This window comes from Rhodoferax ferrireducens, assembly GCF_049302455.1.
In the GTDB taxonomy this organism is placed as follows: Bacteria; Pseudomonadota; Gammaproteobacteria; order Burkholderiales; family Burkholderiaceae_C; genus Rhodoferax; species Rhodoferax ferrireducens_B.
In genome coordinates this window covers 82994-99206 of record NZ_JBAQMD010000029.1, presented here as the reverse complement: position 1 = coordinate 99206, position 16213 = coordinate 82994, and the positions used below count along the sequence as shown (strand labels likewise).

The window sequence follows — 16213 nt, the reverse complement described above, 5'->3', positions numbered from 1 at the left end:
TTAGTTTTGTTTCTTCAAATCTGATTCAAAAGCGCGCAGCCCGGCTGCGATCAGTTCCGGGTCGATGCCCAACGCCCAGGCCGCCGCCACCGCCGCCATCAGCATGTCCGGTTTCTCGGCCTTGGCCGGCTTCATGCTGGCCAGGGCGATCACGGCCGCCTCTTGCATGCCTTGGGCCAGCACGATCTGCCCGTCGCGCACGAAGAGCACCCGCTCACCCTTGGCCCGGTGCGTGGCGATGGCCTCCAGTTGAGGGTCGGGTCCATAGAAAATGATCTTGCCGTCACACAAGGAGGCCATCTCCACCACCTGCGGGTCGGCAGCGTTGAGCACGGCCGTTCCGTGCGGCAGGATCACGTCGATCTGCGTGCGGACCACGCTGTAAAGCTTGTCCATGTGATCAATATGGAACTCAGCCAGTGCCTCCATGCCGCCGACATCCGTCACCACGCCGACCGAGCACTTGTCGTAGGGCAGACCTTCACTGAGAATCATGCGGCTGCTGTTTTCGAACACCGCGGTTTCCAGCGAACGGTTGATGAGCAGGCGCTGCGCCGCGTCCCATGGGGTGCCGTCCCTGCAATCCACTTGCCGGGCGCCAAGATAAAAGCCGTCACGACAGGCCACACCGACCTGTTTGCCGCTGATATGGACCAGCCAGCCCACCAGGCGGGCAATGCGGGTGGTGTCCTGGGTGCCAGTGACGCCGACCACCGGAATGCGCCCGGTTTTGTCCATGCCAAACAGGTGTTCGATGATGGCTTTGCCAATCGGTCGCGGCAGGCCGTCTGCTGGTTTCAGGTGGGCCAGCAGACCGGGGCTGGCATTCACCTCAATCACGGCGCCACGCTGCTCGGCCAGAGGGCGGGAGACGTCTTCAAGGACCAGGTCCACCCCCGCAACATCCAGCCCCACCACCCGTGCCGCCAGGGTCGCCGCAGCCGCCACGCTCGGGTGGACCAGGTCGGTGACATCGAAGGCGACATTGCCATTGCGCTGAATCAAGACTTTTTCGCCTAGGGCCGGCACCGAGTAGGCCGTGAGGCCCTGGCGCTCCAGCTCAAGAATGATTTCTGCGCCGTCCTGGGGCGCCAGCGCGTTCAGCGGGGCGTCTTCTCCGGTGCCGCGCCGGGGATCGGTATTGATTTGGCGGTCGACCAGTTCAATGATGTTGGACCGTCCGTCGCCCGTGACCCAGGCGGTTTCGCCACGGGCCGCAGCCACCACGCGCTTGCCAACCACGAGCAGGCGATGCTCGTTGCCCGAAATAAATTGCTCGACGATCACGCTGCCGCCGCCTTTGCGCTGCGCGAGCAGAAAGGCCGCTTCGATGTCTTTCTGGTTGTTCAGGTCCAATGACACGCCGCGCCCGTGGTTGCCGTCATAGGGCTTGAGTGCGACTGGCAGCCCGATGTCCTGCGCGGCCTCCCACGCCTCTTGGGCGCTGTTCACGACTTGCCCTTGCGGCACCGGCACGCCACAGGAATGCAAGAGGGACTTGGTCAAATCCTTGTCACTGGCTATTTCTTCGGCAATGGCACTGGTCTGGTCGGTTTCCGCCGTCCAGATGCGGCGCTGGCCCGCGCCATGGCCGAGTTGTACCAGATTGCCCTCGGTGAGACGCAGGTGGGGGATGCCGCGCTCGGTGGCCGCCTCCACGATGTGCGCCGTGCTGGGGCCCAGGCAGAGTGAATCGACCAGGTCATGTAGCTTGGCCACGGCCGCCGCCTGGTCATAGGGTTGATTCTCGATGGCGGCCATGACGAGATCGCGGCCGGTGTCCAGCGCGGCACGACCGACCTGTTCTTGCCGGGTCCGGAAAGCCATTTTGTACACTCCGCGCACCGACGTTTGCCGGGTCTTGCCGAAGCCGGTGCGCATACCCGCCAGATTTTGGAGCTCGAGCACCACATGCTCCAGGATATGAGCGGCCCAGGTGCCCTCGCGCAAGCGCTCCAAAAATCCGCCCGGCGCGCCGACGCCGCATCGATGCACCGCGAGTCCGGGCAGCATGGCGGTCAAACGCTCATAAAATCCGGGTATGGTGTTGGAGGGGAAATCTTCCAGTGCGCCGATATCGACCCAGGCTTCGATCACCGGACGGTAGGTCCAGATATTGGGGCCGCGCAGATGAGTCACCCGCAGCAATTGAATGTTCTTCGTTGTCATGAATCCAAATACTTCCGGTAAGCCCGTAGTCGGTATAAATTTTGATCTTCTCTAGTCTATTGCAGTTCGCAACTGGCGCCGGTGGTCCGGGCTGTCGTCAACCCGCCCGTTAACCTGCAGAATCCTCTGGCCCCCATGACCAAGCAAATCCTCGACTCTGAACCCTGGCTGAATGAACTCTCCAACGAGGAGCGTGCCCAGGTCCAAACGCAGCTGCAAGCAGATGAGAACGTCTCAGCCCTGCTTCAGGTGGACCTGGACAACAAACTTTGTTTTGTTGCCGGTTTTGTGCTGGTCACCAACCGGCGCCTGCTGAGCCGCGCGCCGGACGGCAGTTGGCAGGCCTGGCCTTACCAGCCCGGGCTGGCACTGAAACACCATGACCATGCGGGGGTGGGCCATCTGGCGCTCAATGACGCCCAGGGACGGCTGGCCGCCTGGTGCTTCACGCTGGGGCACAATCTGCAGGCGATCCGCCTGCTCGATCAGTTTCAGATTTATGCGCAGAGTGCCGTGACCGGGCTGCCCCCGGTGCTGCTTGAGGGGCGTTGTTGCCCCAGCTGCAAAGCGCCGCTGGCGCCCGATCAGGACGAATGCCCGATCTGCACCAAAGTCATCCACACCCCGCCCTCGACCCGCACGTTATTTCGGCTTTGGCGCTTTGCCAGACCGTATCGCATTCAGCTGTTCGCCGGTTTTGCGTTGACGCTCCTGGGCACCGCCGCCAGCCTGGTGCCGCCGTACCTGGCCATGCCCTTGATGGACGAGGTGCTGATTCCGTTTCAGAACGGGCAGCACATTGACCCCATGCTGGTGGCACTCTACCTGTCGGGGCTGTTCGGCTCGGCGCTGCTGGCCTGGGGGCTGTCGTGGGCCAAGACCTACATCCTGGCGCTGGTGTCCGAGCGCATCGGGGCCGACCTGCGCACCACCACCTACGAGCACCTGCTGCGCATGTCGCTGGAGTACTTTGGCGGCAAGCGCACCGGTGATTTGATGTCGCGCATCGGCAGCGAGAGTGACCGCATTTGCGTCTTTTTGTCGCTGCACCTGCTCGACTTTGCCTCCGACATCCTGATGCTGGTCATGACGGCAGTGATCCTGATCTCCATCAACCCCTGGCTGGCGCTGGTCACGCTGGTGCCGCTGCCGTTCATCGTCTGGATGATCCGCTCGGTGCGTTTTCGGCTGCAAACCGGCTTCGAGAAGATCGACCGCGTCTGGTCCGAAGTCACCAGCGTGCTGGCCGACACCATTCCCGGCGTGCGCGTGGTGAAGGCCTTTGCGCAGGAAGATCGCGAGGCGGCGCGCTTTCGCGAGGCGAATAAACACAATCTTGCGGTGAATGACAAGATCAACAAGATCTGGTCGCTGTTCTCGCCCAGCGTCTCCCTGCTGACCGAGTGGGGGCTGCTGGTGGTGTGGGCGTTTGGCATCTGGCTGGTGTCCAAGGGTGACATCACGGTTGGTGTGCTGATGGCCTTTATTGCATACATCAGCCGCTTTTATGGCCGGCTCGACTCCATGAGCCGCATCGTCTCGGTGACCGAAAAGTCCGCCTCGGCCGCCAAGCGCATTTTTGACATCCTGGACCATGTCTCCAGCGTGCCCGAGCCGACGCAACCGGTGAAGCTGGACCGCGTGGAAGGGCGCATCGAGTTGCGTGATGTGAGTTTTCGTTATGGCAACCGCGAAGTCAACCGGGGCGTCAATTTGACCATTGAGCCGGGCGAGATGATTGGCCTGGTGGGTCACAGCGGCTCGGGCAAGAGCACGCTGGTGAATCTGATTTGCCGCTTTTACGATGTGTCGGAAGGCTCGATCCGGGTCGATGGTGTCGATGTGCGCTCGTTCCCCATTGCCGACTACCGTCGCAACATCGGTCTGGTGCTGCAGGAACCTTTTCTCTTCTTCGGCACCATTGCCGACAACATTGCCTATGGCAAACCGCACGCCAGTCAGGCCGAGATCATTGCCGCAGCGCGCGCCGCACACGCGCATGAGTTCATTCTGCGTTTGCCGCAGGGTTATGACTCGATGGTGGGGGAGCGCGGCCAGGGCTTGTCGGGCGGCGAGCGCCAGCGCATCTCGATTGCGCGCGCCCTGTTGATCGATCCGCGCATCCTGATCATGGATGAGGCGACGTCTTCGGTCGACTCCGAGACCGAGAAGGAAATCCAGAAGGCGCTGGAGAATCTGGTGCAGGGGCGCACCACCATTGCCATTGCCCACCGCCTTTCCACCCTGCACCGCGCCAACCGCTTGGTGGTGCTGGACCGGGGCGAAATCGTGGAAGTGGGCACGCACGACGACCTGATGGCGCGCGAAGGGGCGTATTTCAACCTGTACCAGGCGCAGGCGCGCAACATGGATGTGGACGTGGACGATGACAGAAGACGCAATGTCAGGGTCGATAACGTGAAAGACGACAAATGAACGCGACCACTGCCATGGCCACAAGCCATTTTCAGCTGACCCGCAATCCGTTCGGGCTGCTTGTTCTGACGACCGCCGCGGGCGAGGTGTTTGAGGGCGTGGTGCCGGTGCGGGCGTTCCCGATCCAGTCGCCCGAGGACGGCATTGCCCTGGTGCACACCGATGGCCATGAAGTGGCGTGGGTTGAGCGCCTGGACAAGCTGCCCGAGCCGGCGCAAGGCCTGATCCGCGAAGAGCTGGCAACGCGCGAATTCATGCCCGAAATCTTGCACATTGACAGTGTCACCAGCTTTTCCACACCGTGCACCTGGCAGGTCCAGACCGACCGCGGTGACACGCGCTTTGTGCTGCGCGGCGATGAGGACATACGCCGCGTCGGCCCCACCATTTTGCTGGTGACCGACTCGCACGGCATCCAGTTTTTGATCCGTGACCGCTCGAACCTGACCAAGGACAGCCAAAAAATTCTGGACCGCTTTTTATAAGAAATAGGCCTCTAGCCCCCGTGTTATATGGGTAAGTAGCTATTAATTTGATAGTAATTGTTAGGTGTCGATGGCGCCCGCCCCGTTAATGAACTACATCCATGGATTTATGTCACTATGCTTTCTGCCATGACCAGCTATTTTGATTTTTCCGACCCGGCCGTGGCCGAACTGGCCCGCGTCGACGCGGCCCGTGCCCTGCAGGAAGATGTCGGCAGCGGTGACCTCACGGCCGGGCTGATCGACCCCGGTTGCCACGCCCGCGCGCATGTGCTGGCGCGCGAGGCGGCTGTGATCTGCGGCGCCCCGTGGGCGCAAGCCGCGCTGCAGCAGGTTGATCCGGCCATCCGCCTGCAGTGGCGTGTGCTGGAAGGTCAACGCTGTGCAATTGATCAAGTGGTGCTGGAGTTACAAGGCCCGGCCCGTGCGTTGCTCACGGCCGAGCGCACGGTGCTCAATTTTCTGCAACTGCTCAGTGCCGTCGCGAGTAAAACGGCAGACTATGTGGCCGCCGTGCAGAGCGTGCCCGGTAGCCGGGCGCAGATCGTGGACACGCGCAAGACCTTGCCGGGCCTGCGTCTGGCACAGAAGTATGCGGTGCGGGTCGGCGGCGGCACCAACCACCGACTGGGTCTGTATGACGCCTTGCTGATCAAGGAGAACCACATCGCCGCCGCCGGCGGTGTGGCGGCGGTGCTGCGCCGCGCTGCCGTCTTGGCGCCTGATGCCAAGTTTGTCGAGATTGAGGTGGAAACCCTGGCGCAACTCAAAGAGGCGCTCGACGCCGGCGCCGGCATGGTGCTGCTCGACAACATGACCTTGGCGCAGTTGCAGGAGGCGGTGCAGCTCAACGCCGGGCGGGCCGTGCTGGAGGTCTCGGGTGGCGTGAACCTGTCCACGGTGCGCGCCATTGCATCCACCGGGGTCGACCGTATTTCCATCGGCGCCTTGACCAAGGACGTCAAGGCGATTGATTTTTCAATGCGTTTTGCTTCTAGCCCGCTCTGAGTCTGCGTAGTGCGCTATTGATTTTGATAAACAGGAGTTGCCATGACGAACACCACGGACACGGTCAAAGAAGTTGACTACGAACAGCCCCAGCGTGAAACCGCAGCCGGTGCCGCGGTGTGTGCCACCAAACACGCCTGGGCACGGGTGCCGGCCGAGCCCGGCCCAGCCGAGCGCGCCGCGCTGAAAGACAAGATCCGCCGTCTCTTGAGAGAAAAAAACGCAGTCATGGTGTCGCATTACTACGTGCACCCGGACCTGCAAGACCTGGCCGAAGAAACCGGCGGCCTGGTCAGCGACTCGCTGGAGATGGCCCGCTTTGGCCGCGACCACACGGCGCAGACGCTGGTGGTGTCGGGCGTGCGCTTCATGGGTGAGACGGCCAAAATCCTGTCGCCTGAAAAGCGGGTCTTGATGCCCGACCTGGACGCCACCTGCTCGCTCGACCTCGGTTGCCCGGTGGACGAATTCAGCGCCTTTTGCGACGCGCATCCGGACCGCACGGTGGTGGTCTATGCCAACACCAGCGCGGCCGTCAAGGCGCGCGCCGACTGGCTGGTCACGTCGAGCTGCGCGCTGGAGATTGTGAGTGCGCTCAAAGACAAAGGCCACAAAATTCTGTGGGCGCCCGACCGCCACCTGGGTGGCTACATCCAGCGCGAAACCGGCGCCGACATGCTGATGTGGGGCGGCTCGTGCATCGTGCATGACGAGTTCAAGGCCTTTGAGCTCAAGGCCCTGATGAAGGAGCACCCGGGTGCCCGCGTGCTGGTGCACCCCGAGTCACCGGCTGACGTGGTGGCGCTGGCCGACGCGGTGGGTTCCACATCGGCCATCCTCAGAGCGGCGCATGAGATGGAGGCCCAGGAGTTCATCGTCGCCACCGACAGCGGCATGATGCACAAGCTGCGCACGCTCAATCCGGGCAAGCTGTTTCTGGAAGCGCCCACCGCCGGCAACAGCGCCACCTGCAAGAGCTGCGCCCATTGCCCCTGGATGGCCATGAACTGCCTGGCCGACGTAGCCCGCGTGCTGGAAACCGGCGCCAACGAGGTTCACGTCGATCCCGCGTTGGGCCTGCGGGCTCGCGTTCCGATTGACCGCATGCTGGCCTTTACCGCGGCGCTCAAAGGCGGGCGCGATGCGGGCAGTCTGGTGCCGCTGATTGGGGCTGCGTAGTCGGCGCTGGTCGCGAGGGCAGAGATTGGGGCATGGGCCCCCGCCTCATACTGTCAAACGCCCAGAAATGGAAGTTTCAGAGGAGACTAACTTGCCCGCAAGTTATGTCGTAACTAAATCGGCGGGAGGAGCCCACGCCCCAAGCTCTGGGGGCGACGTCCCTGGTTAACGAAGCAAGTTTTGATGCTCGCGAAGGATAGGGCTGCAGCTTGGTTACTGTCGTTCAGCGTTCCTTTGTCGCAGCGTTTCTTGGCCTCAAATAACAACCAGTCCTGCTCTGGATTGATGCTGTTGGTTCGAGCCTTGATTTGCTCCCCAGTCAGGACAAATCTGGTAACTGGGTAATCGAAGTTCTATTTAAATAACGCTAACTACCCCGCAGACGACTTGACAGCACTCAGGCAATGCCCTTCACCATTGCACCAGGTATTGTGGCAAAGCCCTTTGCAGTATTCTGATCCGTGAAGATTGATGTTCTAATAAATTCGCATTCTTCAACCGTACAACTTTTCAAAACAATTATTCCAGTCATGTTCGTGTTTTCCGGCAAAGCAACAATATCACCGCATTCAAGGAAGTTACTATTCTTGTAGGTCCCGCCTAGGATTGCGAGTGCTGCAGGGCCAACGAACTTACATCTCTTAAAGTGTTTGCCTTCATGAAGTTGGGATGTCGGGAGCCTAAGATCTTCCACTGAAATTATTAAGTCCTTAAAAGACTCAGCCAAAGGATTAATTGAAGTCCTTGGTGTTGCCATAACTCTGTGGAAATCAGCCTGTGCCTGCTTCAGGTTTGCAGATTTAAAGAGATAAAAAATAACCGAAAGAGCAAGCGATGTAATGAAGCCGATCGCAACCCAATAAATTGGACCGAGCTCTTTAAGAAGCGGATCGGCCTTGGCCAAAAATGCGGTTGCAGTTCCGCCACTCACAATGAATAAAAAGGTGACTATTCGCCATACCCATTCCGCAGCGGAAAGGCCTGTTTCAAAGACGGAGACAGAGTCCCAAAGTTTATTCTTTCCCATGTATGTCCGTTTTCTTCCGTAATTAGCCGGATGCTTTCCACCATTCAAGTAACGCGGGGATCTATTAATATCAAAGAGCATAGTAGTCGTTTTATCTTGAGTTACCGGCATCCAAATTCGGGATCAGGCATCCACCGCGCCCGATTGCAAGCACAAGGGACCAGTACGGAGCCAGATTCGTGTCAAAGTGCCTCCCCGGACCGGTCGATTCTGAGAACTGGGAAGTTAAGTTCTACTGGATTTAGTCGTTCGCCGCGAGTATGTCACCAATCTTGGTGGAAACCGGGAGCAAATCTGCAGCAAACATTTGGTGAACAACGGTTGTAAAGTGCTGTAGACACTGGTGTTGGTCAAGGCCAAGATGCTTGGACATTTCGAAGAACTCGCAGTGCTTTCCGGCCTGTAACCCATATTCAATTATCTCTGCAAGTTCATCTGGCGTATTCCCTACGACAGCAGAAAGAGGATCAAGCATTGTGGTGGCTTTCTGGAGCAACCACGCTTCTGGCCATGTGTCTCCAGGTAAATAACAGATGTGATTCGCAAACCATGCGTCGAAATCTGCTTTGACCTTCTCGGCCATTTTTCTGGCATGGTTTAGGTTATCTGCCTCCTTTATGCGCTGATCTCCGTCGAATATTGCAAGGGCAGGTCTCGTCTCTCCCCGGACGTACAGCGCAGCAAGTTGGCGAGCCAATGCGGTAGCAGAACCGATTACCGTAAATGTCGATCGCGCTCGGATCGAAGACGGAAGAGATGTCATCAAAATTGATTTTGCCACTTCGTCTTCAATATAGATATCAAGTTCCGTCCCAGTTGTCGCACTCATCTTTGCAAAGGCAAAGTCTGAAGAAATACCTTGCGTAACCCGTGTCTTATTGTTTACGGACTCAACGTAGAACCTTGCGTCATTAGGTAAGCAGTCGAATATTTCTTTCGAATGAGTCGTACATATGACCTGAGTGTGCATTTCTAGACAAACATCTTTGAGGCGATCAATGAACCGTTTTTGAGCTTCCGCATGGAGACCAAGCTCTATTTCATCCATTACGAGTAGCGCGCCGTCACCAGCAGCGTAGAGGGTAGAAAAAATTTCAAAAAGAGCATTCTCACCGGCTCCCATGTTGAAGCCCGAATAAACGACGTCTTTGCACTTGACAATGGGAAGACTGTACTTTGAATGTTCCAAGTATCTAAAGTCTAGGTAGGTCTTCCCAAGTATGTGTCCTACAGCTTCCCTTACTTTAGGCTCCCATCCCTTGGGCTTGGTATCTTTAAATACTTTCGAGTAGGATCTAGACTGGCTTCTTTCGCTATGCGGAACAATTCTCTCGATCCCCAGAAAAACTACGTTTCGCTTAACCCGCCGGTCATAGTCATTCCATTTCCCTCCCTTGGTCTTTTTTCGCAGTTGGCTCCCGATGCCGATACCTTCAGGAACGGTCGGACCTTTTTTCCAATTGTTGTAAGCAAAAGAATAGTAAATCTCGAGACCTTGTGGTGAAGTTTCGGCTGAATTTTGAATAAAAAAGTCAGAGAACGTGTAGTATGAATTTCTGCGTTTCGGAAGTTTGAATCCGTTGTCAGTATTGTGGAAAGCGCAGCATGCCAAGGCTAGGATCGTTGATTTTCCAGCTCCGTTTTTACCAGCGATAGCTGTTATTGGGTATTCGAACGTGATGTCAAGAGAGTTCAGCCCTCGAAGGACACCATTTTTCAAGAATATCCGTCTGAGGATACCGCGGGTCATATCGCTCGCGAACCACGATCTGAGCTGCTTGTCCTTATGGCTTTCGCGATACTTCATCTTAGATGGCCCCCCGGAGTTGGCCCCCCGTTTAAGTAACACGGGGGCTACAAATACAAAAGAGCATAGTAGCCGCTTTATCTCTAGTTTCCGGTATCAAAATTGCGGATCAGGCATCCCGCACGCGTCATTGCAAGGAAAAGGGGGCCAGTGCGGGGCCAGATTCGTGTCGAATTGGCTCCCCCAACGCAGGCTCGAACCAACAGCATCAATCCAGACCAGTGCGAGTGACTGCTTGACGCCAAGAAGCGCCGCGACAAAGGAGTACTGACTGACCGGACCCACTCTTCAAGAGTCCGTCGACTTGCGCTGCGGTAATCTGATAACAATGTCCCACTGAACAGTAGGTACCTAAATTGACCTACTCAATTTCAACGTTTGCTTTTGTATCCTGATTCGCGCTGGCTTCGCAGGGCCAGCACAAAAACCGTATCAAGCGGCGCCACGTATCGGTATAACGCAACGTAGCCACGGGAAGCCCGCCCAATGATCAACTCGCGTTTGCCGCCTTTGACTGGACGACCAATCATGGGGCTGGTCGCCAGAACTTGCACTGCCTCCACAATTTCGCCGATACGTTCGGGCGCGGAGTCGATGTCGAACTGCGCGATGTAGTCAAAGAAGCGGTCGAAGTCGTCGAATACCTCAGGAGCTATCTCAATGCGGGTCATTGCAGCAGTCAATGCTTGGAGATACGAGCCAATGGCTTGGTCGGGCTTTTGCCAAGTGATTTGGCTTTCAGATACGCCTTCGCGTCGTCCCAGGATACCGTCTTCCCGGAAGCCAATATTTCCTTCCACCGCTCGTCTGCGACTTCATGGAATTCATGGTCCAGTTCAACCTGCTCAACCGTTTGGGCTATGGCGTCGAGAATGAAGGCATGAGCTGATTTACCAGCCTGTTCTGCCGCAGCAGCGATGCGCTCCTTCATGCTGTCATCGAGCCGGATGGTGGTGGTCTGCATGGTTCTCTTTCAAAGTACCAGATCAATGTAGCATGATTGTGCTACTCATGCAAACCGCCGGGATTTTACTCAACCGCCCGATATCAACGCCATGGCGTGCCGTGTCATGGATGCTCCTCTGGTGTGAAGTCAAAACTGTCACGGAACGTGAAATAAAGCGAGGTAAAAAACATCGACGCCATCAGCAGCAGGGCGGGAAACAGCAGGTCGCCGGCCAAACCCGGATTGCCCATCAGGGATGCGATGGTGGTCACGCTCACCACCACCAGGATCAGCACGGCCAGCCACATCAAGCCAAAGACCGCATAGGCCCAGAAATTGCGCCCACAGGCCACGATGCTGAAGAAGAGGCTTTTGATGGGCGACAGGCCGTGCCAGTGCACCAGCGCCGGTGCATGCCAGAACATCAAGGAGAGTGGCAGATGCAAGCCGATAAAGACCCACATGGCGGCCTGAAAATCGGGCTCCAGCATCATTTCGCGCGTCGGTGTCGCGCCGCCCAGATAGACCCGGGCAAAGGCGCCGTCGTCGACCAGCCAGGAGACCCCCATGGCCAGTAAAAAACCCAGGGCGTACAGGGCGCCCAGCAGCAGCATGGCACGGGTTTGTTGACGGCCAGCGCGAAAGGCGGTCAGCAATACCTTGGGCATGGGGAAGCGGCCGTCGATCGCCTCCCGGGTTGCCGCCATCATGCCCAGCGTCGCGGCAGGCAGCAGGGTCATGGCCAGTGCCATACCGATGAAAGGAAGCTGACTGACGACGGTCATCGTCGCCATGAACAGAAAAAACAGACCGGCCAGGGCCAGTGGCTGTTTGAAAAATGTCTGCATGCCCAGCTTGACCCAGAGCGTGCCGCTGCGGGCGGGAACGATGTTGAGCTTCATGGCTGCATCTCCAGCGAGTTGGTGGCCTGCGGGTGCATGACCCGTTGCTGCAGCACCCGCTCAAAATGGGCCGGGTCGTGGGGCTGGAGCAGGCTTGCCGGGCGCGGCAGATAGTAGTCCCACAGGCGTGAAATCCAGAAACGCAGGGCTGCTCCGCGCAGCAGGGCGGGCAGCAGCGCCCGCTCTGCGCTCTCCAGCGGGCGCACTGCGCTGTAGGCGCGCAGGAAGCTGTGGAAGCGCTGCGCGTCATGCGTGCCGGTGCCCTGATCGATGCACCAGTCGTTCATGCAAACCGCCATGTCAAACAGCCAACTGTCGACGCCGGCGAAATAGAAGTCGAAGACGCCGGTGAGCTCCGGCTGGCCTTGCGCGTTGTCAAACATCACGTTGTCCCGAAACAGGTCGGCGTGTATCGGTCCACGGGGCAGGGCGGCATAGCTTGAAGAAGCGGCGACGTGGTTTTGGTAGGCCAGTTCGCTTTGCAGCAACGCGGCCTGCGTCGGGTTGACATGGGGCAGCAGCACCGGCACCGTTTCATTCCACCAAGCCAGGCCACGCAAATTGGGCTGCGACAGCGGGAAGTCGCGTGCGGCCAGGTGCATTTTGGCCAGGGTGGTGCCGACGGCCGCGCAATGGGCCGGCGTGGGCGAGAGCTCGCTGCTGCCGCGCAATCGGGTCACCACCGCGGCCGGTTTGGCTTTGAACTCAAACACCAGATCACCGCGCGCGTTGGCGCTCGGCGCGGGCACCGGGATGCCGTGCTCGGCCAGGTGTTTCATCAGGCGCAGATAAAACGGCAACTGCGCCAAAGTGAGTCGCTCGAACAAGGTCAGCACGTAATCAAAGGTTTCGCCACCCTGCTCAGTGCTGACAAAATAATTGGTGTTTTCGATGCCCCTGGTGCAACCTTGCAGGGCGGTGAGTTCGCCCAGTTTGAGTTGTCGCAGCAGGTCGCGCGCCTCTTGGGTAGAGACTTCTGTGTAAACCGCCATGAATCAGAAACCCAGAATCTTCCAGCTGCGCTCACCGCTGGTGGGTTCAACTTGATAGCCGGGCAGACGCCCCTTGGGCTGAACCGAGATGGTTTTGGTTTCACCGCCAACGCGCAGCTCATCAATGCGGGCGCCCGAGTCTTCGATTTGAATGCGCTCGGTGCGCTTTTCAATCACGCCGGGTGCGGAGGACGCCGCAGCGCGTGATTGCACGGCCGCCTTCTGGGCTGGCGCGGCAGACTGTGCCAGCGCGAGGCTGCCACACGACAAAGAGAGGGTAAGAAACAGGGCGATTCGCATCGCCCGATTGTAGAGCGGGCGCAGCCGAGCGGCACTCGCAGGCAAAATGGGCGCATGAATATGAATGACTCCTTTCCTGACTCCCCAGCCAAGCCCAAAACCCTGCTCTTGGTGGACGGCTCCAGCTACCTGTACCGCGCCTTTCACGCCATGCCGGACTTGCGCGCCGTGCCGGGCGACCCGAGCAGCGCGCCCACCGGTGCTATCCGCGGCATGATCAACATGCTGCAAAGCCTGCGCAAAGAGGTGCCGGCTGACTATGCCGCCTGTATTTTTGACGACAAAGGCCCGACCTTTCGGGATGCGCTGTACCCCGAATACAAGGCGCACCGTTCGCCCATGCCCGATGATTTGCGCTCCCAGATCGAGCCGATTCATGAAGTGGTGCGCCTGATGGGCTGGAAAGTGCTGGCCGTGCCCGGTGTCGAAGCCGATGACGTGATCGGCACGCTGGCGGTGACGGCGGCGCGCCAGGGTATCGAGGTGATTGTGAGCAGCGGCGACAAGGATTTGGCGCAGTTGGTCAACTCGCACATCACCATCATCGACACCATGAACGGCCGCCGCCGCGACGTGGCCGGGGTCGAGGCCGAATTTGGCGTGCCGCCGCAGCTGATGGTGGACTTTCAGACCCTGGTGGGCGACGTGATTGACAACGTGCCGGGCGTGCCCAAGGTCGGCCCCAAGACCGCTGCCAAGTGGTTGCAGGAATACGGTTCGCTCGACGCCGTGGTGGCCAACGCCGACCAGATCAAAGGCGTGGTCGGCGAGAACCTGAAGAAGTCGCTGGACTGGTTGCCCTTGGGTCGCCAACTGCTGACCATCAAGACGGACTGCGATCTGGATGGCTGGATGCCTGATTTGCCTGCTCTTGATTCAATAGCTACCGGCACAATGGATACGGGGGCTCTGGCTATTTTTTATGAAAAATACGGGTTCAAGGGGCTGGCCCGGGCGATCGGTGGCGGTTCCGCCAGTGCTGCAAACAAAGCAGGCTCAGGATTTGGGGTCGACGGAAAAGGGGTCAGAGCCAGCTCCGCTTCGCTTCGTGGATCCGACCCCATTTCCGTCGCTGGCTCAGACCCCAATTCCGGGTACAGATCTGAACCCGGCCTGTTCGACGACATTGAACCCCCCGCCCCGGCCCGTGTGACCAACCTGCACTACGACACCATCCTGACCTGGGACGCCTTCGACCACTGGCTGGCCAAAGTGCAAGCGGCAGACCTGGTGGCGCTGGACACCGAAACCACCTCGCTCGACGAGATGCGGGCCCAAATTGTCGGCATCAGTTTCAGTGTGACGCCGGGCGAGGCCGCTTACATTCCGCTGGCGCACGCCTACCCCGACGCCCCTGCGCAGTTGCCACTGGCCGACGTGCTGGCCAAACTCAAGCCCTGGTTGCAGGACGCCAGCCACAAAAAGCTGGGCCAGCACGTCAAATACGACCGCCACGTGTTCGCCAACCACGGCATCGAGGTGCAAGGCTACGCGCACGACACGATGCTGCAAAGCTATGTGCTGGAGGTGACCAAACCCCACGGCCTGGCCAGCCTGGCCGAGCGGCATCTGGGTCGCACCGGTATCAGCTTTGAGGACTTGTGTGGCAAGGGGGCCAATCAAATCTGTTTTGACCAGGTGGATATTGCCCAAGCCGCCCAGTATTCATGTGAAGACTCCGACATGACGCTGGACGTGCACCGGGCGCTGTGGCCGCTGCTGCAGGCGAATGACAAATTGCGCTTCATCTACGAGCTGGAAATCGCCAGCAGCGAAGCCCTCTACCGCATTGAGCGCAACGGCGTGCTGATCGACGGCCCCACGCTGGCGGTGCAGAGCCACGAGCTGGGTCAGCGCATTTTGCAGCTTGAAAAAGAAGCGCACGAGCTGGCCGGGCAACCCTTCAACTTGAGTAGCCCGAAGCAAATCGCTGAAATTTTCTTCACCAAGCTCGGCCTGCCGATCGTCAAAAAAACCCCCACCGGCTCACCCAGCACCGACGATGAAGTGCTGCAGAAATTGGCCGAAGACTACCCGCTACCGGCCAAAATTCTGGAGCACAGGGGCCTGGCCAAGCTCAAAGGCACCTACACCGACAAGCTGGCCCAGTTGGCACTGCCGCGCACTGGGCGCGTGCACACGCATTACGCGCAAGCGGTGGCGGTGACCGGGCGCCTGAGCAGCAATGACCCCAACCTGCAAAACATTCCCGTGCGCACGCCGGAGGGGCGGCGTGTGCGTGAGGCCTTTGTGGCACCACCCGGCAGCGTCATTGCCAGCGCCGATTACAGCCAGATTGAGCTGCGCATCATGGCGCACATCAGCGGTGATGCGGCCCTGCTGCTGGCGTTTCACGACGGCATCGACGTGCACCGCGCCACCGCGTCTGAAATTTTTGGTGTGGACAGGACCCAGGTCACCAGCGAGCAGCGCCGCTACGCCAAGGTCATCAACTTTGGCCTGATTTACGGCATGAGTGCCTACGGCCTGGCCAAAGCGTTGAGCATTGACAACACGGCCGCCAAAAACTACATCGAACGTTATTTTGACCGCTACCCCGGCGTGAAAAACTACATGGAGCACACCCGGGCGCTCGCCAAGCGCCAAGGGTATGTTGAAACCGTGTTCGGGCGCCGCTTGTATCTGCCCGAGATCAACTCCCCCAACGGCCCGCGTCGCAGCGGCGCCGAGCGCGCCGCCATCAACGCGCCCATGCAGGGCACGGCGGCTGATTTGATCAAGCTCAGCATGGTGAAGGTGCAGCAAGTGATTGATGAAGAAAAACGGGCCACCAAGATGATCATGCAGGTGCACGACGAGCTGGTGTTTGAAGTGCCAGAGTCGGAAATCGATTGGGTCCGCCATGAGGTGCCCAAGCTGATGGCGGGGGTGGCGCACCTGAAGGTGCCGCTGCTGGCCGAGGTGGGGGTGGGCGCGAATTGGGACAAGGCGCACTGAGCTT

13 protein-coding genes are annotated in these 16213 nt (G+C 59.1%); 5 read left to right on the top strand and 8 right to left on the bottom strand.

The features are described 5' to 3' along the window. The gene (cphA, locus tag WA157_RS05260; RefSeq protein WP_422619960.1) at window positions 1–2169 is read right to left on the bottom strand and encodes a cyanophycin synthetase; all 2169 of its coding nucleotides are present in this window, start codon (window positions 2167–2169) and stop codon (window positions 1–3) included. A 135-nt stretch (window positions 2170–2304) separates the two neighbouring features. Between cphA and WA157_RS05255 the strand changes: the two genes are divergently transcribed. The 4 genes from WA157_RS05255 (at window position 2305) to nadA (ending at window position 7277) form a co-directional block, all read left to right on the top strand. Beyond that, the gene (locus tag WA157_RS05255) at window positions 2305–4605 is read left to right on the top strand and encodes an ABC transporter ATP-binding protein (RefSeq protein WP_422619959.1); all 2301 of its coding nucleotides are present in this window, start codon (window positions 2305–2307) and stop codon (window positions 4603–4605) included. After that, window positions 4602–5090: a DUF1854 domain-containing protein gene (locus WA157_RS05250; protein WP_422619958.1), complete on the top strand. Its 489-nt coding sequence runs from the start codon at window positions 4602–4604 to the stop codon at window positions 5088–5090. The genes WA157_RS05255 and WA157_RS05250 overlap by 4 nt, the downstream gene beginning before the upstream one ends. A gap of 129 nt (window positions 5091–5219) precedes the next feature. Further along, window positions 5220–6098, top strand: a complete 879-nt coding sequence (gene nadC, locus WA157_RS05245; protein ID WP_422619957.1) for a carboxylating nicotinate-nucleotide diphosphorylase — start codon at window positions 5220–5222, stop codon at window positions 6096–6098. Between the two features lie 42 nt (window positions 6099–6140). Beyond that, window positions 6141–7277 (top strand): quinolinate synthase NadA, encoded by a 1137-nt coding sequence (gene nadA / locus WA157_RS05240; RefSeq protein ID WP_422619956.1) that lies wholly within the window; start codon window positions 6141–6143, stop codon window positions 7275–7277. Between the two features lie 397 nt (window positions 7278–7674). Here nadA and WA157_RS05235 read toward each other — a convergent pair whose 3' ends face one another. The 7 genes from WA157_RS05235 to WA157_RS05205 form a co-directional block, all read right to left on the bottom strand. Further along, complete coding sequence (locus WA157_RS05235; protein ID WP_422619955.1) at window positions 7675–8304, bottom strand: hypothetical protein; 630 nt, start codon at window positions 8302–8304, stop codon at window positions 7675–7677. A gap of 241 nt (window positions 8305–8545) precedes the next feature. Then, window positions 8546–10111, bottom strand: coding sequence for an ATP-dependent nuclease (locus tag WA157_RS05230; protein WP_422619954.1), 1566 nt, complete (start codon window positions 10109–10111; stop codon window positions 8546–8548). A gap of 371 nt (window positions 10112–10482) precedes the next feature. Further along, window positions 10483–10782 carry a type II toxin-antitoxin system RelE/ParE family toxin gene (locus WA157_RS05225; protein WP_422619953.1) on the bottom strand — a complete coding sequence of 100 codons (300 nt, stop codon included), beginning with the start codon at window positions 10780–10782 and terminating at the stop codon, window positions 10483–10485. Window positions 10783–10790: 8 nt separating this feature from the next. After that, window positions 10791–11075 (bottom strand): DUF1778 domain-containing protein, encoded by a 285-nt coding sequence (locus WA157_RS05220; RefSeq protein ID WP_422619952.1) that lies wholly within the window; start codon window positions 11073–11075, stop codon window positions 10791–10793. A gap of 104 nt (window positions 11076–11179) precedes the next feature. After that, window positions 11180–11959 (bottom strand): BPSS1780 family membrane protein, encoded by a 780-nt coding sequence (locus WA157_RS05215; RefSeq protein ID WP_422619951.1) that lies wholly within the window; start codon window positions 11957–11959, stop codon window positions 11180–11182. Further along, on the bottom strand, window positions 11956–12951 hold the full coding sequence (locus tag WA157_RS05210; protein ID WP_422619950.1) for a homoserine kinase: 996 nt from the start codon (window positions 12949–12951) through the stop codon (window positions 11956–11958). Before WA157_RS05210 ends, WA157_RS05215 begins: the two co-directional genes overlap by 4 nt. Before the next feature lie 3 nt (window positions 12952–12954). After that, on the bottom strand, window positions 12955–13251 hold the full coding sequence (locus WA157_RS05205) for a hypothetical protein (RefSeq protein ID WP_422619949.1): 297 nt from the start codon (window positions 13249–13251) through the stop codon (window positions 12955–12957). 60 nt (window positions 13252–13311) lie between these two features. Here WA157_RS05205 and polA point away from each other — a divergent pair, with 60 nt between their 5' ends. Beyond that, the gene (polA, locus tag WA157_RS05200; protein ID WP_422619988.1) at window positions 13312–16209 is read left to right on the top strand and encodes a DNA polymerase I; all 2898 of its coding nucleotides are present in this window, start codon (window positions 13312–13314) and stop codon (window positions 16207–16209) included. The last annotated feature ends 4 nt before the right edge of the window (window positions 16210–16213 follow it).